The following is a 19369-nucleotide window of genomic DNA, read 5'->3' on the forward strand; positions in this document are numbered from 1 at the left end:
GCGTGCTGCTATGCCGCGTTCAAGGCCTGCGCGATATCAGCGATCAGATCGGATGGGTGCTCGATGCCGATCGACAGCCGGATCGTGCAGTCGAGAACGCCTATTTTCTGGCGGATGTCAGCGGGAACGCCGGAGTGCGTCATGCTTGCGGGCAGGCTGGCAAGCGACTCCGTGCCGCCCAGGCTCACGGCGAGCTTGAAGATCTGCAGCGCGTTCAGGAATTTGAATGCGGCGGCTTGGCCGCCGACGATGTCGAAGGAGAATGTGGAGCCCGCACCGGTGCATTGCCTTGCAAACAGGCGGCCGGCGGGGGATTGCTCATCGTGGTGACCGAGGTAGTGGACCTTTGCCACTTTGGGGTGGTCGCGCAGGTAGTCCGCGACGAGGCGCGCGTTTGCGTCAGCTTTTTCCATGCGGATGCCCAGCGTTTCGAGCGACCGGCTGATCATCCAGCAGGAATGCGGGTCCAGTTGGGTGCCAATCGCGCCTCGCAACGCTTTGACGTCTTTCATGAGAGCTTTTGAGCCGAGCGCGGCGCCTGCGATCAGGTCGGAATGTCCCCCGATATATTTGGTCAGCGAGTACAGCGAAAGATCGGCACCGTGTTCGATCGGTCTCTGAAACACCGGTCCAAGCAACGTATTATCGCATGCGATGATCGGCGTATTGCCCTGGGCCTGCCCGATCGCCTCGGCGACGCGGCGGACCATGGCTATGTCGACCAGACCATTGGTGGGATTGGCCGGCGTCTCAATGAAAATCATCGCAACCCGGCCTTTGCGCATGGCGTCCTCCGCTGCCGCCCTGACTGCGGTTTCGTCGATGCCGTCAGAAAAGCCCACCGCGCTGATGGAGAGGTTCGCGAGCGTCTTCGCAAACAGTGTCTCCGTTCCGCCATACAGCGGCTGGGAGTGCAGAATGACGTCGCCGGGACGGACGAAGGCCAGGATTGTGGTCGAAATCGCGGCCATGCCCGACGAGAACAGCGCGCAATTCTCGGCGCGCTCGTACACCGACAGTCTGTCCTCGACGATCTCACTGTTAGGGTGATTGAACCGCGAGTAAACCAGACCAGCGCCCATCCCCTCGGGCGGCTCGCGGCGGCCCGCAACGTAATCGAAGAAGTCCTGCCCGTCTTCTGCGGTCCTGAAGACGAAGGTCGAGGTCAGGAAGACCGGTGGTTTGACGGCTCCCTCCGACAGTTGCGGATCGTAGCCGTAGTTCAGCATCAGCGTTTCCGGATGCAGCATGTGGTTGCCGATGTGGGTCTTTGACGGAAACGGTTTCACCATGGCTGTCTCCCTGTCGGGATTCGGAGCGTCGCACTGTGTTGGAAGTGCGCAATCGCGGGGGCGGTCAGGAGTGATGGATGCGACGGCATCCAGCGGGCTCCAGTTGACGCTGTTAGGGATCAGCGTAGCAAAATTCAGGACTGATTTCACCGCATCCGGGGTGGATTTCGCAGTGCCCGATCGTCAGGCATGAACCGCAACCTTCAACGCCTCGGCGCGGATCTCTTCGACGAGCCGTTCCTTCAGGTTGACGAATTCGGGCGTGGTCTTGATCTTGTAGGATCGCGGGTGGGGCAGATCGACCGCGATCTCGGCCTTGATGCGGCCCGGACGGGCGCTCATGACGATGACGCGGCTGCCGAGAAAGATCGCTTCCTCGATATCATGGGTGACGAACAGCACGGTTTTCTGCTCGCGCTCCCAGATGCCGAGCAGCATCTCCTGCATCAGCACGCGGGTTTGATTATCCAGCGCGCCGAAAGGCTCGTCGAGCAGCAGGATTTTTGGATCGTTGGCGAGCGCCCGCGCAATCGCGGTGCGTTGCTGCATGCCGCCGGACAGTTGCTTCGGCCAATGATTCTCAAACCCCGACAGGCCGACGCGTTGGATGAAGCCGTCGGCGATCTTGCCGCGATCGGCTTCGGAAATCCCGCGCTCGCGCAGGCCGAAGGCGATGTTTTCCCGCACGGTCAGCCATGGAAACAGCGTGTAGGACTGAAACACCATGCCGCGATCGGCGCCGGGGCCAGTTACCTCTTGCCCGTCAAGAATGACGCGGCCGCTGGTTGGCCGATCGAGCCCGGCGACGATGCGCAGCAACGTCGATTTTCCGCAGCCCGACGGGCCGAGAATGGTGACGAAGTCGTTGTTGCCGACGTTGAGGTCGATCGGCTCAAGGGCGCGCGTCGGCGCATGGCCCTGGCGCGCGGGGAAGGTGCGCGCGACCTGATCGATCTTCAGCTCGGTCATGCCAGTTTCCACGGAAACAGCCAGGCGTTGAAGGCCTTGAAAAGGAAGTCCGATACGAGGCCGATCAGCCCGATCACGATGATACCGAAGATGATTTGGCCGGTGTTGAGCAGGGCCTGGCTGTCGGTGATCATGTGGCCGATGCCTGACGACGAACCGATCAGCTCGGCCACGATGACGTAGGTCCACGCCCAGCCAAGTACGAGCCGAAGGATTTCCGCAACCTCGGGGGCAGAGGAGGGCAGCAGCACCCGGTTGATGATCCCGCGGTCGCTGGCGCCCAGCGTATACGCGGCTTCAACGAGGTCGCGCCTGGTGTTTCCGACCGTTACGGTGACCATCAGGATGATCTGGAAGACCGAGCCGATGAAAATGACCAGCAGCTTCTGCAACTCGCCGATGCCCGCCCACAGGATCAGCAGCGGGATGAAGGCTGAGGCGGGCAAGTAGCGGGCAAACGAGACGAACGGCTCCAGGAAAGCTTCGATCGGCTTGTAGGCCCCCATCAGAACGCCAAGCGGCACAGCGATGATGGCCGCCAGCACGAAGCCGCCGACGACCCGCCAGACCGTCATGCCGATGTCGAACAGGAAGCCGTGCTTCGTCAGCAGCTCCCAACCCTCCTGCAGCATGGTCAGCGGATTGGCGAGAAACGTCTTGGAGACATAGCCGCCGAAGGTCGCCCAAGCCCACACGGCAACGAAAAGCACGAAGAACGCCAGGCCATAGGCCGCGCGCTGCCTCGATGTCACGGGATCCAGGGGACGTATCACGGGGGCATATCCTAAAAGGCGGTGCGCTGACCGCGGTCGTCCCGCTCCCACGGCTGAGAGCGGGACCGATGCAAATCGAAGCTACTTGATGAAGCTGGCGTCGAAGAGGTCGTCGATCTTCGGAACCGATTTGATGATGCCGATCTCGAGCAACAGTTCTGCAGCTTCCTTGTTGAAGGTCAGGAATTCGCCGGCGAAGAATTTCTGGTTCGCTGCCTTGTCCTGCCACCGCAGAAATTTGGCCGAGTTACCGAACTGCTCAGCGGACTGTTTTACGTCGGCGCCCATGATCTCGTACGACTTGGCCTGGTCCTTTGCGATCATCTCGATCGCTTCGAAATAGCTGTCGGCCAGTGCTTTTGCGGCTTTCGGGTTTTCGGTCAGGAATTTCGGCGTGCAGCCGAACGTGTCCATGACCATCGGATAGTCGAGCGTGGTGGCGATGATCTTGCCCTTGTCGGGCGCCGCACGCACCGTCGAGAGGTAAGGCTCATAGGTCATGGCCGCATCGTTCTGCCCCGAAACGAATGCCTGTGCCGCCGCCGCCGGCTCGAGGTTCACGATCGTGACATCCTTTACCGAGAGACCGTTCTTCTTGAGCATCCAGGCCAGGGTGAAATAGGGAGCGGTGCCCGGTGCGGACGCGGCGATCGTCTTGCCCTTCAGATCCTTGATCGAGGCGACATCGTTCCGCACGGCCATGCCATCGGCGCCGTAGCTCTTGTCGAGCTGGAAGATTTGCTTGGTGGCGACGCCATTGGCATTCCAGACTATCCACGTTTCGACCGTAGTCGCCGCGCACTGGATGTCGCCCGACGCGATGGCCAGGTGGCGATCTTTCTGCGGGATCTTCTTGATCGTCACATCGAGCCCGTTCTTCTTGAAGATGCCCGCCTGATTTGCGAGCGTGAGCGGCGCAAAACCGGTCCATCCGGAAATACCGATGCCGACTTTGACGTTCTGGGCGGCGGCCGGCGCGGCCACCAGAAGAGCGGCGGTTGCCGCGAAAATTCCAAAACTGCGCATGGCTGTATTCCTTTGCTGGTTCATTGACTGGTCTTCACACTCGTTGCGGCGAAGCTGCTGCCAAAACTGCTGCATAGCTCGTGCCAGATCCTGCGTGCATTATGATCCCTCTCAGCCGCCTTTGAAGCGAGCAATCAGTTTATGGGACTCGCCCGGATAGAGCAGGCGCACGGCAGTCAGAGGCCGGGCGCTGCGCCAGGTATGACGGTCGATCACCAGGCAGGGGGCGCCGATCGCGATATCCAACGCTGCGGCGGCCTGTTCGTCAGCCACGATGGCACTGATCGAATGCTCGGCCTCCGTCCATGGCACATGGTGAAGCAGCCACGAGCCGGGCGGCTCGGTCGCAAAATCCGCCGTCGCCGCTTCGGGCACGGCATCGAGGTCGATCAACCGGTCCTCAATGGCAAACGGCACGCCGTCGGCGCTGTGACGGCATGCAATCGCGATCACCTTTCCGGTTTTCCGTGCGCCAAGGCGGGAGCGGTCGGCGGCATTTGCGGTGCGCCGCGAGCGCTGGATCAACTCGTAGCCGTAACTGCGGCCGAGCGCGCCTATCTCTGCGCGGATATCGGCGATCTTGAGCACCGCTGACAGAAATGTGGGACGGCGGACGAAGCTGCCGGCCTTGCGCCGTCGCTCGATGAGGTCGGCTTGCGCCAGTTCCGAGAGCGCCTTGCTCACCGTCATGCGCGAGCAGCCATAGCGCAACATCAGCTCGTGCTCGAACGGGATGCGGTGCCCGGGCGGCCATTCACCGGTCAGGATGCGGCGCTCGATGTCGATCCGGATCTGCTTGTACAGCGTCGGCTTGTCGGCCGACTGGAGTTTGCCGCGATCGGTGGCGAGGCTCATGACACGAGCCTCCGCACCGCTGCGTTGAACGTCTCACGCGCGCTCTCGCGGAGCCTGTGACGTCCGTGCTCGACCACCTTGGCGCCGCCGGCCCAGACTGTGTCGACGGCACCTGCGCCTGCGAAGATCCAGCAGTCGAGGACGGCGTCTCCGCGGCGTCCGGAGAGCGAGGGATGGGCGGTGTCGAGGGTCACGATGTCTGCACGTGCATCAGCCTGGAGGCCGACAGTCGGCCGTGCGAGCGCCTGGGCGCCACCGGTGAGCGCAGCTTCGAACAGCGCGCGGCCGGTCGACAGGCCGGGACCGCCGGACAGCACGTTGCGCTCGCGGTGTTTCAAGCGCTGGCCATATTCGAGCTGACGCAGTTCGTCGGTGACGCCGACCAGCACGTTGGAGTCGGTGCCGATGCCGAACCGCCCGCCGGCGTCGAGGAATTCGCGGGCCGGAAAAATGCCGTCGCCAAGGCTGGCTTCGGTAACCGGGCAGAGTCCGGCAACCGCACCGCTTCTTGCAAGCGCGGCAGTTTCCGTCTCCGTCATATGGGTCGCATGGATCAGGCACCAGCGCCGATCGACGGGCGCATGTTCGAGCAGCCATTGAACCGGCCGCCGGCCCGACCAGGCGATGCATTCCTCGACTTCCCTGATCTGTTCGGCGGCATGGATATGCACCGGCCCGGCTTCGGCCAACGGCGCGATGGCCGCCAATTCGTCAGGTGTGACGGCGCGCAGGCTGTGCGGTGCGATGCCGACATTGGCTCCGGGCAACGCGCGGACGGCTGACCGCGTGGCATCAGTCAGCTTGGTAAACTGGTCGATCGAGCAAATGAATCGGCGCTGGCCGGCATGCGGTGCCGTCCCGCCGAACGAGCTGTGTGCGTAAAAACTCGGCAGCAGCGTCAGTCCGATGCCGGAGATTTCGGCGCCCCGTGCAATTCGCGTCGCCATCTCCGCAGGATTGGCGTAGGGCGCGCCGTCGTGGTCGTGGTGAAGATAATGGAATTCGCCGACGCGCGTATAGCCTTGCTCGAGCATCTCGACATAGAGCAGCGTGGCGACGGCTTCGACGTCTTCCGGCGTCATATCGAGCGCGAAGCGATACATGGTCTCGCGCCATGTCCAGAACGTATCGGCGGAATTGCCGCGCGTTTCGGCAAGCCCTGCCATGCCGCGCTGGAACGCGTGGCTATGCAGGCTTGCGATGCCGGGAATTGCCAGCTTGTGGCGTTCGTCCTGCGATCCCGGCATCACGCCGGCTGTAACCTTGGTGATGGTCCGGTCAGTTACTACCACCTGCACGTCATCGGCCCACCCCGAGGGGAGCAGCGCTGATGCGAAATGCAGTGTCGACATGTTTCGAAACCGGCTGGACAGAACACTCACACGATTTTATGTATAGACATATAGAGACGTCAAGCTCCTGCCTTTGAGGAGAGCTGCATGGCCGAGCGCTTCGATCGAATCTGGCTCAACGCCCGGCTCGCCACGGTCCGCGAGGATCTGCCCGGGCTCGGTGTGATCGAGGACGGCCTGATCGCCGCGCGCGATGGCCGCATCGCCTTCGCAGGCAGCCGTTCCGACTTTCCATCGGACGCCGATGCGACCGAGCGGATCGATTGCGCGGGGCGGTGGATCACGCCGGGACTGGTGGATTGTCACACCCATCTGGTTTTTGGCGGCAACCGCGCGCATGAGTTCGAGCTGCGGCTGCAGGGTGCAAGTTACGAAGAGATCGCGCGCGCAGGCGGCGGCATTGTCTCAACGGTCGCTGCGACGCGGGCGTCGAGCGAGGCGGAGCTCGTTGCCGGCGCGCTGCCAAGGCTCGATGCCCTGATCGGCGAGGGGGTAACGACGCTGGAGATCAAGTCCGGCTACGGGCTCGATACGGAAACCGAGATGCGCCAGCTCACGGCGGCGCGTGCGCTGGGCGATGCCCGGCCGGTCGCCATCAAGACGTCGTTTCTTGGCGCGCATGCGACGCCGCCGGAAGCTGACGGCGATAAGGACCGGTATATCGATCTTGTTTGCCGCGAGATGATGCCGGCGGTGGCACGGGCCGGATTGGCCGACGCCGTCGATGCGTTCATGGAGGGCATTGCGTTTTCGGGGGATCAAACGGCACGGGTGTTCCGCGCGGCGAGGGCGTTGGGATTGCCGGTCAAGCTGCATGCGGATCAGCTCTCGAATCTCGGCGGCGCCGCGCTTGCTGCGGGGTTCTCGGCCTTGTCGGCCGATCATCTGGAGCACACAGATGATGCCGGTGCCGCGGCGATGGCGCGGGCAGGGACGGTAGCGGTGCTGCTGCCGGGCGCATTCTATTTTATTCGCGAGACGACGAAGCCGCCGGTCGAACTATTCCGCGCCCACAGCGTCAGCATGGCACTTGCGACCGACTGCAATCCTGGCAGTTCGCCGCTGACGTCGCTTCTGCTGGCCATGAACATGGGCGCAACGTTGTTCCGGCTGACCGTTGCCGAATGCCTCACCGGCGTAACGCGGGAAGGTGCGCGCGCGCTCGGAATTCTCGGCGAGACAGGAACGCTCCAGGCAGGCAAATGGTGCGATCTTGCGATCTGGGACATCGAACGGCCGGCCGAGCTCGTTTACCGGATCGGCTTCAATCCGTTGCACAGCCGGGTGTGGAGGGGACAGTGAGTCGCCCCGACGCCCCCATTGCGGTTTCGCCTGGCTGGGTCGGCCTCGAGGATCTCGCGCAAGTCCTTGCCGGCGCGCCGGTGGTGCTCGATCCATCGTTCTGGCCGCGCGTTGAAGCTGCATCGGCGATTGTTGCGGCAGCCGCGCGCGCAGAAGCTCCCATCTACGGTATCAATACGGGGTTCGGCAAACTTGCGTCGAAACGGATTGCTGCCGACCAGACGGCGCTGCTGCAGCACAACCTCATTGTGTCGCATTGCTGCGGGGTTGGGCCGCCCACGCCGGAGCCGATCGTTCGTCTGATGATGGCGCTCAAGATCGTCTCCTTGGGGCGAGGTGCATCGGGCGTGCGACGCGAAATCATCGAGCAGCTCCAGGCCATGCTGACGAAGGGCATTTGTCCGCTGGTGCCGCAGCAGGGATCGGTCGGAGCGTCCGGCGATCTGGCGCCGCTCGCTCATATGACGGCCGTCATGATCGGTGAGGGGCAGGCGCTGGTCGGTGGAAGCATTGTGCCGGCCCGCGATGCGCTGGCCGCTGCCAATCTCGCGCCGGTGGCGCTCGGTCCGAAGGAAGGCCTTGCGCTGATCAATGGGACGCAGTTTTCGACGGCCTACGCCATTTCCGGATTACTGCGCGCCCATGGCCTGGCCAGTGCAGCGCTGGTGACAGGTGCGTTGTCGGTCGATGCTGCGATGGCCTCAACGGCGCCGTTTCGTCCAGAAGTCCAGCAACTGCGCGGGCATGCCGGGCAAATCGCCGCCGGCGCGGCACTGTCGGCGTTGCTTGAGGGCAGCGATATCCGCATGTCGCATCTGGAGGGCGACGAGCGCGTGCAGGATCCCTACTGCCTGCGCTGCCAGCCCCAGGTGGCCGGCGCCGCGCTCGATTTGCTGACGCAGGCCGCTCGCACGTTGACGATCGAAGCCAACGCCGTCACGGACAATCCGTTGGTTCTGGTCGAAACCGGAGAGATCGTCTCGGGTGGCAATTTTCACGCGGAGCCGGTCGCGTTTGCCGCCGACCAGATTGCGCTGGCGCTGTCCGAGATCGGCGCGATCAGCGAACGACGCATCGCGACTCTCGTCGATCCCGCGCTCAACTTCGGCCTGCCGCCGTTCCTGACTCCCGATCCCGGTCTCAACTCCGGCTTCATGATCGCCGAAGTGACGGCGGCCGCGCTCTATGCGGAGAATAAACAGCGCGCCTCTGCCTGCTCGATCGATTCGACGCCGACCAGCGCAAACCAGGAAGATCATGTGTCGATGGCGGCACACGCCGCCCGCCGCTTGTCCGATATGGCGGACAATCTTGCGACCATCCTCGGCATCGAACTGCTGGTTGCGGCCCAGGGCATCGGGCTGCGCACGCCGCATTCGACCAGTCCCGCGCTGGCTGCTGTGATTGCAGCGTTGCGCGAGCACGTACCGGCGCTGGGTGGCGATCGCTACATGGCCGACGATCTCGCGAAGGCAACGGCGCTGGTTGAAGCCGGCGCGTTGCCGGCGGCAGTTATGTCGGCGCTTGAGAGTAACCCGTTTCCAATCCTTGCCGAGAGGGGCCCCTTGTCATGAACCGCCGACTGGACAATGACCGCATCATCCGGGCGCCCCATGGACCTGAGATCAGCGCCAAGGGCTGGCTGACGGAAGCGCCGCTGCGAATGCTGATGAACAATCTCGATCCCGATGTCGCCGAACGGCCGAGCGAACTCGTCGTCTATGGCGGTATCGGCCGTGCCGCCCGCGACTGGGACAGTTTTGATCGGATCGTCGCCTCGCTGCGCAAGCTCGAAGGCGACCAGACGCTGGTCGTTCAGTCGGGCAAGCCGGTCGGCATTTTCCGCACCCATGCCGATGCGCCGCGCGTGCTGATCGCGAATTCGAATCTGGTGCCGCATTGGGCGACGCTCGATCACTTCAATGAACTCGACAAGCAGGGGCTGATGATGTTCGGCCAGATGACGGCCGGCTCGTGGATCTATATCGGCAGCCAGGGCATCGTGCAGGGGACCTACGAAACGTTTGTCGAGGTCGGGCGACGTCATTACGGCGGCAACCTCGCCGGCAAGTGGATCTTGACGGCGGGTCTCGGCGGGATGGGCGGCGCCCAGCCGCTTGCAGCAACCATGGCCGGGGCGTCGATGCTCGCGATCGAATGCCAGCCGAGCCGCATCGAGATGCGGCTGCGCACGGGTTACCTCGACCGGCAGGCAAGCTCGCTTGACGAGGCGCTCGCGATCATGGCGGAGGCGGCGCAAAGCAGGAAGCCGGTTTCCGTCGGCCTGCTCGGCAATGCCGCCGAAGTTTTTCCCGAGCTGGTGCGCCGCGGCGTCAGGCCGGACATCGTCACCGACCAGACCAGCGCGCATGATCCGATCAACGGATATTTGCCGAAGGGATGGACGCTTGCCGAGTGGGAGTCGAAGCGCGCGGTCGATCCGAAAGCGGTTGAAGTCGCGGCGAAGACCTCCATGGTTGGTCACGTCCAGGCCATGCTGGACTTCCACGCCATGGGCATTCCGACGCTCGACTATGGCAACAACATTCGCCAGATGGCGAAGGACATGGGACTGAAGAACGCGTTCGATTTCCCCGGCTTCGTTCCCGCCTACATCCGTCCGCTGTTCTGCCGCGGTGTCGGCCCGTTCCGATGGGCGGCGCTTTCAGGAGACCCCGAAGATATTTTCCGCACCGACGCCAAGGTCAAGGAGCTGATGCCTGACGACAAGCATCTGCACAACTGGCTCGACATGGCCAAAGCACGGATCAAGTTCCAGGGGCTGCCGGCACGCATCTGCTGGGTTGGCCTTGGCGACCGCCATCGGCTCGGCATGGCGTTCAATGACATGGTGGCGCGTGGCGAGTTGAAGGCGCCGATCGTTATCGGCCGCGATCATCTCGACTCTGGCTCGGTTGCGAGCCCGAATCGCGAAACCGAAGCGATGCGCGACGGCTCGGATGCCGTGTCCGACTGGCCGCTGCTCAATGCGCTGCTCAATTGCGCGAGCGGGGCCACCTGGGTCTCGCTCCATCATGGCGGTGGCGTCGGGATCGGCTATTCGCAGCATGCCGGCATGGTCATTGTCGCCGATGGAACACCGGAAGCTGCGCGCCGCCTCGAGCGCGTGCTCTGGAACGATCCGGCATCAGGGGTCATGCGTCACGCCGACGCCGGCTATGAAAGCGCAATTGCATGTGCCCGCGCCAACGGGCTCGATCTACCGGGTCTAGCGGTGTAGCGCTCCAGACCTTCGTGCGCCGGGGTTTTTCCGAGCTGGCATGTAGGTCAGTACAAGTGCGCGCTAAAGCTGACTGGCGCGCGCTTTACTGTGGCGCCGGTCACCTTAAAAGTGATCAAATGTTGATACGGGTCATTTACCCTGGGAAAAAGGCTATCGCGGCGATGCACCGATGACGCCCGTCCGGAGGGGAGGATTTCCTTCCTTGTTGTAAGTACATACAATTTCCCTATATAGTATTGCAGGGGTCACTGACCCGCATAATTCATTGGTTCTCCGGTCAGGCCCGTCATCCAGGCGGGCCGTTGCCGTTTTGGGACTACCGAACGATGAGCCATTCCAATCGTACCGACCATATTCGCCTGACGTCGCATCCGGTGCCCGGCGCGACACATGAATTTCCGATCCTGTGGGGTGCACCGACCGCGCGTGAACGCGGTCCGATCATCGGGACGGTATCGCGTCCGCAGGATCGTAACGTGATCGGCACCCACGGCGGCTCATACGCGGTTTACCGGGCGCTTGCCGTCTCTTCGGGCGCATTGGATCCGATCCGCCGGCCCGATCTGACCAACACATATCCGGCGGCAACCGTCGGGCCGTTTGAGCAATGGTTCGATCCGGAACGCATAGTTGCGCTCGATCCGTGGGGACATCTCGTTGCGGAAAACTTCCACGCCGAAATCGCGGAAGGTATCGATATCAGGCCAAGCATCGCGATCACGCGCGCCCGTCTCGACCTGCCCGAAATTCAGGCGGCTCTGGCGGCCAAGCGATTGGTAGCGGATGGCCAATTCGTTCACGCCAGCGGCTCCGTCTCCGTCGTCAAGATAGCGATCGACCCGGTATGGTATCTGCCCGGGATCGCGCAACGCTTCGGCACGAGCGTGACCAGCCTGCGACGTGCACTGTTCGAGCAGACCGCCGGCATGTTTCCCGAGCTTGTCACCCGTCCGGATCTGAAAGTCTTTCTTCCGCCGATCGGCGGAACGACCGTATATCTGTTCGGCGATGTCACGAAGCTTCCGGACCATCGGACCAAAATCACCTGCCGCGTCCATGACGAGTGCAACGGCTCCGATGTATTCGGTTCTGATATCTGCACCTGCCGTCCTTATCTCATCCAGGGCATCGAGGAATGCGCGCGCGCCGGACAATCGGGTGGTCTGGGCGTCATCGTCTACAACCGCAAGGAAGGCCGGGCGCTCGGCGAAGTCACGAAGTTTCTGGTCTACAATGCGCGCAAGCGTCAGGAAGATGGCGACGATGCATCCGCCTATTTCGAACGAACCGAATGCGTTGCCGGGGTGCAGGATGCGCGTTTCCAGCAACTGATGCCGGATGTCATTCACTGGCTGGGACTGAAGCGCATCGACCGTTTCATCTCGATGAGCGACATGAAGCATGATGCGCTGTCGGGGCAGGGTATCGAAATTGTCGAGCGCGTCGCCATTCCCGATTACATGATCCCAGCCGACGCCCATGTGGAAATCGCCGCCAAGAAAGCCGCGGGATATTTTTCACCTGACCAGAAGCCTGAGGACCTGATCGCCTCCGGTCGGCCGCTCGAAAAATACTAGGGCGGGCCAGGGCCATTGATCGTGACAGCAGACGCGACGGCAGACGGCTTATCTCTTTTGAGTGCGGAAGCGGTGCGCAGTCGCGCGCACCGGATGCTGGAAATCGGTTTGAACGACCAGCTTCAGCATTTCAAAGTCGATCTTGGCCGGCTCGGCGAAGCGGTTGATCTCGTGCTTGCGACAACGCGCAAGGCTTATCCGACGTTCGATGTTCCCTTTCATTCGCGCTGGCGCCATTTTGTCGTCGGCGGCATCGATCGCTGGGGGGCGCTTGCCGACGGCAAGAACTGGCGCGACAGGAAAGAGCGCGCCCGCGCCGAGTTTGACCTCTCCATGATCAGCGTGCTGCTTGACGCCGGAGCAGGTTCGTCGTGGCGCTATCGCGATCCCTTGACGGGGGCAAGTATCGGCCGCTCGGAGGGGTTGGCGCTTGCCAGTCTGGACATGTTTGCGCGCGGCGCATTCTCAGCGAAGGCCGACGAGCCGTTGCGGGCCGATGCCGCTGTACTTCAGCAACTGACCTTTGCCGATCTGCAGGCTGGCTTTCAGATTGCGGACGACAATCCGCTGGTTGGCCTCGAGGGCCGCATCGGCCTTCTTCATCGGCTAGGCGAAATAGCATCGGCGTCGCCGCAGATTTTCGCTCGCGACGACACGGCTCGGCCGGGTGGACTGTTCGATCACCTCACAGGGAAGGCCGATGCGGGTTCGATCGAGGCCTCGACGATTTTGTCGGAGCTTTTGCGCCAATTCGGACCGATCTGGCCGTCGCGAATAACGCTTGGCGGAATTCCGTTGGGAGATTGCTGGCGCCACCCGGCGCTCAAGACCGAGGATGCGACCAGCGAGCTGGTGCCGTTGCACAAATTGTCGCAATGGCTGTCGTATTCGCTGATTGAGCCGATACAGCGCGCGGGGCTGCAGGTCAGTGATATCGACGGCTTGACGGGCCTCGCCGAATACCGCAATGGCGGACTGTTCGTCGACGCCGGGGTGCTGATGCTGCGCGATCCCATGGACGCGCAACGCGAACACAATGTCGGGTCTGCGCTCGTGGTCGAGTGGAGGGCATTGACCGTTGCGCTGCTGGACCGGTTGGCGGATCTGCTGCGGCAACGCGTTGGTCTTGACGTGGTCTCTCTTCCACTGGCGAAGATTCTGGAAGGTGGCACCTGGGCGGCGGGCAGGGCACTGGCGTTCGCGCGCCGGCCCGATGGTTCGCCGCCTGTCAAGGTCGCCAGCGACGGCACGGTTTTCTAGTGTTTGTTTTGACGCGATCCGATTACCCGCAGGGAGCAAAAAGCATGGAAGGCGTTACGATCGTGGATCACCCGTTGGTCCAGCACAAGCTTACGCTGATCCGCGACAAGACGATTTCGACAAAATCCTTTCGCGAGCTCCTCAAGGAGATCGGAATGCTGCTTTGTTATGAGGTGACACGCGATTTGCCGCTGACCGACGTGGAGGTCGAGACTCCGCTTGCACGCATGCACTCGGCCAAGATCGCGGGTAAGAAACTGGTTTTCGTGCCGGTGTTGCGGGCAGGCGTAACCTTTGTCGACGGAATGCTGGACCTCGTTCCGACCGCCCGCGTCGCGCATATCGGGCTTTACCGCGAACCGCATTCGTTCGTCGCCGTCGAATATTTCTTCAAATCGCCGTCCGATCTTCACGAGCGGCTTGCGATCGTGGTGTCGCCGGTTCTTGCGACGGCGAACACGGCGGTGGCGGCGGTGGACCGGCTGAAGGAACGAGGCGCGAAGGATATTCGGCTGGTATGCCTGCTTGCCGCGCCGGAAGGCGTGGAGCGCTTCCGCGGCCTGCATCCCGACGTGCGGTTATGGACGGCCGGTATCGATGAGGGGCTGGACGCAAACGCCTTTATCCTGCCTGGCCTTGGCGATGCCGGCGATCGCGCTTACGGAACGCGGTAAGGTCTCGGCAGGTCCCGGCTCGCCTTACTGGAAGGCCGTTTCCGAGAAGTTTCTGAGCTTGCGCGAGTGCAGCCGCTCCAACGGCATGTCCGCCAACTTCTCCATCGTCCGGATGCCGATGGTCAGATGCTGGGCCACCTGCCGCTTGTAGAACTCGGTGGCCATGCCGGGCAGCTTCAGTTCTCCGTGCAACGGCTTGTCGGATACGCACAGCAAGGTTCCGTAAGGTACGCGGAAGCGGAATCCGTTGGCGGCGATCGTCGCCGATTCCATGTCGAGCGCAATGGCGCGCGACTGTGAAAGCCGCTGGATCGGACCACGGCGGTCGCGTAATTCCCAGTTGCGATTATCGATGGAAGCAACGGTGCCGGTGCGCATGACGCGCTTCAGGTCATATCCGGATAGCCCGGTCACTTCCGCCACCGCCTCCTCGAGTGCGACCTGGATTTCGGCGAGCGCGGGAAGGGGCACCCATAGCGGGAGGTCGTCGTCGAGAACATGGTCCTCCCGCATGTAAGCATGCGCCAGCACGTAGTCGCCCAGTGCCTGGGTGTCGCGCAATCCGGCACAGTGCCCGAGCATGAGCCACGCATGCGGCCTGAGCACGGCGATATGGTCGGTGATCGTCTTGGCGTTCGCGGAGCCGACACCGATATTGACCATGGTGATGCCAGCGTAGTCCGGCTTCTTCAGGTGATATGCCGGCATCTGCGGCAGGCGCCCGGTTATGACGTCGGCGCCCGGCCGCTGTTCGCCGCGCCTGGTGACGATGTTGCCTGGCTCGACGAATTCGGTATAGCCGCTATCGCCCTCCGCCATCAGGTCCCTGGCACGAGCACAGAATTCGTCGATGTAGAATTGGTAGTTGGTGAACAGCACGAAGTTCTGAAAGTGGTTTGGACTGGTGGCCGTGTAGTGCTGCAGGCGATGCAGGGAATAGTCGACGCGCTGCGCCGTGAATTGCGCCAGCGGCCTCGGCCGGCCGACCGGTGCTTCGTATGTACCGTTGGCGATCTGATCGTCGGTTCCATCAAGGTCCGGAACGTCGAACAGGTCTCGGATCGGTCGCTTGATGTTCCTGGCGGCGGCGCCGTCAACGTAGGTGCCTTCCTGAAAAGCAAAATGCAGTGGGATGGGGGTTTCCGATTCCGATACGACGACCGGAACGCCGTGGTTGCGCATGATCAGATCGAGCTGCTCGACGAGATAGGTTTCGAACAGGTCGGGCTGGGTGATCGTGGTCGAGTAGTGCCCGGGCGTCGGCATGTGGCCATAGGACTGACGAGAATCGACCTGGGTGTATGAGCTCGTGGTGACGCTGATTTCCGGATAGAACGTCCGGTATCGCCGGCTACTGTCGCTGCCAGCCGCGAGCGCGGCGAAGGAATCGCGCAGAAACTGGGTGTTTCGGGCATAAAGTGATCGCAAAGCTGCGACCGCCTTGCGTGCGTCGTCGAAGCTTTGCCGCACGAAGGGCTCTGGTGTGGCTATTGGCCCGATGGCTTGGGGGCGGCCGTGATTCTTCATGGCCATAACGTAGTATCTTGGACCCGCCATGGGGAGGGCTTGGTAAGGGAACCTTCCCGGCGCCCAGAAGAAGGTTCGCTTGCCGGACTTCGTCGGTCACCGCAAGGGTTTTGGGCGCAAAGGGCCAGACGATGAGATCGCGGCGGGTCGCTTCTGGTCCGAAACTGGTGCAGTGTGTTCGCAACCGAACTTGGATTTGCACGGATCAAGCTCAACTCCGCCTAGTTCGTCACGTTCCAGTGGCGGCAAGTCAAGGACATTTATGAAAAGCAAAGCAGGCGAATGAACGTGAGTTTCTTCGAGCGCCTAAAGACGGCAGCATCCGCCGAATGGCGGGCCTACACCGAGCATCCCTTCACGATCGGGTTGGCGGACGGTTCGCTCGCCGAAGCGGCGTTTCGTCACTATCTCATTCAGGATTACCTGTTCCTCGTCGAATTTGCCCGTGCCTACGCGCTTGCGGTCTACAAGTCGCCCAAGCTTGCCGACATGCGTGAAGCGGGCGCCGGTCTCTCGGCCATCCTCGACGTCGAGATGAACCTGCATGTGAAGCTCTGCGCCGGCTGGGGCCTGTCGCCCGGCGATCTCGAACAAGCCCCGCCTGCCGTCGAGATGCTGGCCTATACACGCTACGTGCTTGACGCTGGAATGCGCGGCGATCTGTTGGCACTCAAGGTGGCGCTTGCGCCTTGCGTGATCGGTTACGCGGAGATCGCGACGCGGCTTGCGTCGCGACCCGATGCGCTCGCTGCAACGAACCCATATCACGTTTGGATCGCCGAGTATGCCGGCGCGCCATACCAGGAGGTCGCGGCGAAAGCGAGGGCTCACCTGGAGGATCTCGCCGATCTGTACGCCACTCCGGCCCGCGAGGCCGAGCTGATCGCGATATTCAAGGAAGCTACGCGACTCGAGTCGGACTTCTGGGAGATGGGCTGGCGCGCGGGCCAGCGCGCTTAATGGTCCGTGACAGCGTACTGAGTTTGGCTTCCAAGTTGCGAGTATGGTCGTAGAACAACAACGCAGGAAGGTTCGCCCGCCTGCAAAAATTGCCAATTCTGCCAATCCCTTATAGAATCGGCGGGTGACAAAAAGCCTCACGAGATGAATGGCTTAGACTGGAAATTTTCCGTCGCGCCCATGATGGATTGGAGCGAGAATTCAATTTTTTCAATGTGTTAGACAGCCGCGTGTTCCCGACGTGTGCACCGAGAGATCAAGAAAAATCTTGCGACAGCCAAAGTGAGCCGGCTCTCAGAGGTGGGGCGTGGTATGCGGGACCGAGTTAGTCGGACATGCCGTTCGGCGCGCATCGATGGATGCTGCAGTGCTGCGGATTGGAATTGTCTCGGACACCCACGGGCTCCTGCGGCCCGAGGCTGAGGAAGGGCTTGCCGGTGTGGCGCATATCATCCACGCCGGCGATATTGGTGGTGCGGACGTTCTTGTCAGACTCCGTCGGATTGCGCCTGTCACTGCGATTAGAGGGAACATCGATACCGGCGACTGGGCGAAACATTATCCTGACACTCAGGCGGTACGGCTCGGCGAGCGATCGTTCTATGTCTTGCACGACCTTCAGGACCTGCAGATTGATCCAGCAGTTTGCGGAATTGACGTGGTCGTTTCCGGCCACTCGCATCGACCGCGGATCCAAACGATTGACGATGTGCTATATCTAAATCCTGGAAGTGCGGGGCCCCGCCGTTTCAAGCTGCCCGTCACACTGGCGACTTTGGAGATAACCTCAAGCGGCCTTCGGCCGGTCATTCACGACCTTAGTCGCACCGCGTGATGTGGAAAAATCCTGAAGAATCCCTGTTTGCGGGGAATTAGGACCGGAGGACGGTGCGAGTGGTACCGCGTCGCCAGCTTGGGAGTCCTAGTCGAACGACGACATTGTGAGGACACGCCCGCTGAATATTTCATCTCTCGCCGGTTTCTTCCGACTACAATGGGATCAGCTAACGGGCTCGGTTTAAACCACGCTCCTGATCGTCGAGCATCGCAATGTGTCGTTCAACCGTAACCAGTTTCTAACCGCGCCGGCGCTCGCGTAGCTTGCGGAAGTCATCGCCCGCGTGGTGTGAGGAGCGTGTCAGCGGCGTGGCCGACACCAGCAGAAAGCCCTTGGCATAAGCGACCTTCTCATAGGCTTCGAATTCGTCGGGAGGCACGAAGCGTACGACCGCGTGGTGCTTGCGCGTGGGTTGCAGATACTGGCCGATGGTCAGGAAATCGACGTCGGCGGATCGCAGGTCGTCCATCAGCTGCTGCACCTCGCTCCGGTCCTCGCCGAGGCCGACCATGATGCCGGACTTGGTGAATATCTGCGGGTCGAGTTCCTTCACGCGTTGCAGCAGCCGGACCGAATGGAAATAGCGTGCGCCAGGGCGCACCGTCAGGTATTTCGATGGCACTGTCTCCAGGTTGTGGTTGAACACGTCGGGCTTCGCTGCAACGACCTTTTCGAGCGCGCCCTGTTTGCGCAAAAAATCCGGCGTCAGGATTTCGATCGTCGTGCGAGGGCTCGTCGCGCGGATTGCGGCGATCGTTGCAGCAAAGTGCACGGCGCCGCCGTCGGCAAGGTCGTCGCGATCGACCGAAGTGACGACCACGTGCTCGAGCCCGAGCTTGGCCACGGCGTCGGCGATCTTAGCCGGCTCATCGGCATCGAGCGGGCCGGGTAGGCCGGTGCGCACGTTGCAGAAAGCGCAGGCGCGCGTGCAGGTATCGCCCATGATCATGAAGGTCGCGTGTTTCTTCGCCCAGCACTCGCCGATGTTGGGGCAGCCGGCTTCCTCGCAGACGGTCACGAGTTTGTTTTCGCGCACGATGCGCTTCGTCTCGGCCCATTCGGCCGAGCCTGGAGCCTTCACGCGGATCCATGCGGGCTTGCTCTGTATGGGCGTGTCAGGACGGTTCACCTTCTCGGGATGACGCGGCACCTCGGGCCGTATCTTCGCTCGCGGATCGTTGTTGAGGAGATCCAGTATGACGGTCATTTGCTCAAACTCGTGATCTGCGAGAGCCGAAGATGACGGCGTCGAGAATCCAACGTCATGAAAATTGCATAAGTGCGCTCATGCTGCTGTACGCGATGAAATGCAAGAGCGCGTCGGTCGCGGACATTCGCTATCCGAACGGAGTTAGTCAACTCGATAGTCACTTCCGCACTGACCAACGCCTGCGCCGGGAGCATAGTGCCTTTCGCCATGGCTTGTCGAAGTCGGACGTCCACAACGCGCGCCGCGATCTGGAGCGCCGCTTGATGGTCCGATCTTTCGGGCGGAACCTATGGCCCGTTTTCCGGAGCTTCAGACAGGCACCGGCCGAACATACCGGCGGCCTCGACGCGGTTGCCGACAAAGCCAAGCAAAATGAATGGCATGAGCGCCAATGGCGGGCCCTTCGGAGGTCTGGCACGAATGCTGCTTAAGTATGGGCAAAAGAAAAAGCAGCTCAAAACAAGCAACTCGAGGGGACGTTCAGATGCCAGCCAGCACTCAATCTTTCAC

Annotated in this window: 17 protein-coding genes; 9 read left to right on the plus strand and 8 right to left on the minus strand. The window is 62.1% G+C overall.

Annotated elements, in window-relative coordinates; translation table 11 throughout:
- Positions 1 to 8: 8 nt before the first annotated feature.
- From LMTR13_RS13760 to LMTR13_RS13785, 6 genes are all read right to left on the minus strand, one after another.
- The gene (locus LMTR13_RS13760) at positions 9 to 1292 is read right to left on the minus strand and encodes a cystathionine gamma-synthase family protein (RefSeq protein ID WP_065728352.1); all 1284 of its coding nucleotides are present in this window, start codon (positions 1290 to 1292) and stop codon (positions 9 to 11) included.
- A 183-nt stretch (positions 1293 to 1475) separates the two neighbouring features.
- Positions 1476 to 2261, minus strand: a complete 786-nt coding sequence (locus tag LMTR13_RS13765) for an ABC transporter ATP-binding protein (protein ID WP_065728353.1) — start codon at positions 2259 to 2261, stop codon at positions 1476 to 1478.
- Entirely contained in the window at positions 2258 to 3031 is a 774-nt protein-coding gene (locus tag LMTR13_RS13770) for an ABC transporter permease (protein ID WP_156795989.1), read from the minus strand. Before LMTR13_RS13770 ends, LMTR13_RS13765 begins: the two co-directional genes overlap by 4 nt.
- Before the next feature lie 84 nt (positions 3032 to 3115).
- The gene (locus LMTR13_RS13775) at positions 3116 to 4060 is read right to left on the minus strand and encodes an ABC transporter substrate-binding protein (RefSeq protein WP_065728355.1); all 945 of its coding nucleotides are present in this window, start codon (positions 4058 to 4060) and stop codon (positions 3116 to 3118) included.
- A 111-nt stretch (positions 4061 to 4171) separates the two neighbouring features.
- Positions 4172 to 4915 carry a histidine utilization repressor gene (gene hutC / locus LMTR13_RS13780; protein ID WP_065728356.1) on the minus strand — a complete coding sequence of 248 codons (744 nt, stop codon included), beginning with the start codon at positions 4913 to 4915 and terminating at the stop codon, positions 4172 to 4174.
- Positions 4912 to 6267 carry a formimidoylglutamate deiminase gene (locus tag LMTR13_RS13785; RefSeq protein ID WP_065728357.1) on the minus strand — a complete coding sequence of 452 codons (1356 nt, stop codon included), beginning with the start codon at positions 6265 to 6267 and terminating at the stop codon, positions 4912 to 4914. The genes hutC and LMTR13_RS13785 overlap by 4 nt, the downstream gene beginning before the upstream one ends.
- 87 nt (positions 6268 to 6354) lie before the next feature.
- On the opposite strand from LMTR13_RS13785, the gene hutI reads away from it, so the two are divergent.
- From hutI to upp, 6 genes are all read left to right on the plus strand, one after another.
- Complete coding sequence (gene hutI / locus LMTR13_RS13790) at positions 6355 to 7569, plus strand: imidazolonepropionase (protein WP_065728358.1); 1215 nt, start codon at positions 6355 to 6357, stop codon at positions 7567 to 7569.
- A complete protein-coding gene (gene hutH / locus LMTR13_RS13795; protein WP_065728359.1) occupies positions 7566 to 9143 on the plus strand; it encodes a histidine ammonia-lyase in 1578 nt (525 codons plus the stop codon). Before hutI ends, hutH begins: the two co-directional genes overlap by 4 nt.
- Positions 9140 to 10810, plus strand: coding sequence for a urocanate hydratase (gene hutU / locus LMTR13_RS13800; RefSeq protein WP_065728360.1), 1671 nt, complete (start codon positions 9140 to 9142; stop codon positions 10808 to 10810). Before hutH ends, hutU begins: the two co-directional genes overlap by 4 nt.
- A 329-nt stretch (positions 10811 to 11139) precedes the next feature.
- A complete protein-coding gene (locus LMTR13_RS13805; RefSeq protein ID WP_065728361.1) occupies positions 11140 to 12390 on the plus strand; it encodes a GTP cyclohydrolase II in 1251 nt (416 codons plus the stop codon).
- A 93-nt stretch (positions 12391 to 12483) separates the two neighbouring features.
- Entirely contained in the window at positions 12484 to 13650 is a 1167-nt protein-coding gene (locus LMTR13_RS13810) for a DUF1688 family protein (RefSeq protein WP_083219033.1), read from the plus strand.
- Between the two features lie 44 nt (positions 13651 to 13694).
- A complete protein-coding gene (upp, locus tag LMTR13_RS13815; RefSeq protein ID WP_028350870.1) occupies positions 13695 to 14324 on the plus strand; it encodes a uracil phosphoribosyltransferase in 630 nt (209 codons plus the stop codon).
- A gap of 24 nt (positions 14325 to 14348) precedes the next feature.
- On the opposite strand, the gene LMTR13_RS13820 is transcribed toward upp, so the two are convergent.
- Positions 14349 to 15851, minus strand: a complete 1503-nt coding sequence (locus LMTR13_RS13820; RefSeq protein ID WP_065732665.1) for an AMP nucleosidase — start codon at positions 15849 to 15851, stop codon at positions 14349 to 14351.
- Positions 15852 to 16139: 288 nt separating this feature from the next.
- Here LMTR13_RS13820 and tenA point away from each other — a divergent pair, with 288 nt between their 5' ends.
- Positions 16140 to 16811, plus strand: a complete 672-nt coding sequence (tenA, locus tag LMTR13_RS13825; RefSeq protein WP_065732666.1) for a thiaminase II — start codon at positions 16140 to 16142, stop codon at positions 16809 to 16811.
- Positions 16812 to 17166: 355 nt separating this feature from the next.
- Positions 17167 to 17646: a metallophosphoesterase family protein gene (locus LMTR13_RS39230; RefSeq protein WP_083219034.1), complete on the plus strand. Its 480-nt coding sequence runs from the start codon at positions 17167 to 17169 to the stop codon at positions 17644 to 17646.
- 241 nt (positions 17647 to 17887) lie between these two features.
- Here LMTR13_RS39230 and lipA read toward each other — a convergent pair whose 3' ends face one another.
- Positions 17888 to 18856: a lipoyl synthase gene (gene lipA / locus LMTR13_RS13835; RefSeq protein ID WP_065728363.1), complete on the minus strand. Its 969-nt coding sequence runs from the start codon at positions 18854 to 18856 to the stop codon at positions 17888 to 17890.
- An 80-nt stretch (positions 18857 to 18936) separates the two neighbouring features.
- Here lipA and LMTR13_RS13840 point away from each other — a divergent pair, with 80 nt between their 5' ends.
- Entirely contained in the window at positions 18937 to 19290 is a 354-nt protein-coding gene (locus LMTR13_RS13840; protein ID WP_065728364.1) for a hypothetical protein, read from the plus strand.
- Positions 19291 to 19369: the final 79 nt, after the last annotated feature.

Source organism: Bradyrhizobium icense (assembly GCF_001693385.1).
GTDB classification, from domain to species: Bacteria; Pseudomonadota; Alphaproteobacteria; order Rhizobiales; family Xanthobacteraceae; genus Bradyrhizobium; species Bradyrhizobium icense.

Bases quoted from the DNA above. Each gene is read 5' to 3' on its own strand.
- LMTR13_RS13760 (WP_065728352.1), bottom strand. From the start codon at position 1,292: ATGGTGAAACCGTTTCCGTCAAAGACCCACATCGGCAACCACATGCTG.
- LMTR13_RS13765 (WP_065728353.1), bottom strand. From the start codon at position 2,261: ATGACCGAGCTGAAGATCGATCAGGTCGCGCGCACCTTCCCCGCGCGC.
- LMTR13_RS13775 (WP_065728355.1), bottom strand. From the start codon at position 4,060: ATGCGCAGTTTTGGAATTTTCGCGGCAACCGCCGCTCTTCTGGTGGCC.
- hutC (WP_065728356.1), bottom strand. From the start codon at position 4,915: ATGAGCCTCGCCACCGATCGCGGCAAACTCCAGTCGGCCGACAAGCCG.
- LMTR13_RS13785 (WP_065728357.1), bottom strand. From the start codon at position 6,267: ATGTCGACACTGCATTTCGCATCAGCGCTGCTCCCCTCGGGGTGGGCC.
- hutI (WP_065728358.1), top strand. From the start codon at position 6,355: ATGGCCGAGCGCTTCGATCGAATCTGGCTCAACGCCCGGCTCGCCACG.
- hutU (WP_065728360.1), top strand. From the start codon at position 9,140: ATGAACCGCCGACTGGACAATGACCGCATCATCCGGGCGCCCCATGGA.
- LMTR13_RS13805 (WP_065728361.1), top strand. From the start codon at position 11,140: ATGAGCCATTCCAATCGTACCGACCATATTCGCCTGACGTCGCATCCG.
- LMTR13_RS13810 (WP_083219033.1), top strand. From the start codon at position 12,484: ATGCTGGAAATCGGTTTGAACGACCAGCTTCAGCATTTCAAAGTCGAT.
- upp (WP_028350870.1), top strand. From the start codon at position 13,695: ATGGAAGGCGTTACGATCGTGGATCACCCGTTGGTCCAGCACAAGCTT.
- LMTR13_RS13820 (WP_065732665.1), bottom strand. From the start codon at position 15,851: ATGAAGAATCACGGCCGCCCCCAAGCCATCGGGCCAATAGCCACACCA.
- LMTR13_RS39230 (WP_083219034.1), top strand. From the start codon at position 17,167: ATGGATGCTGCAGTGCTGCGGATTGGAATTGTCTCGGACACCCACGGG.
- lipA (WP_065728363.1), bottom strand. From the start codon at position 18,856: ATGACCGTCATACTGGATCTCCTCAACAACGATCCGCGAGCGAAGATA.
- LMTR13_RS13840 (WP_065728364.1), top strand. From the start codon at position 18,937: ATGCTGCTGTACGCGATGAAATGCAAGAGCGCGTCGGTCGCGGACATT.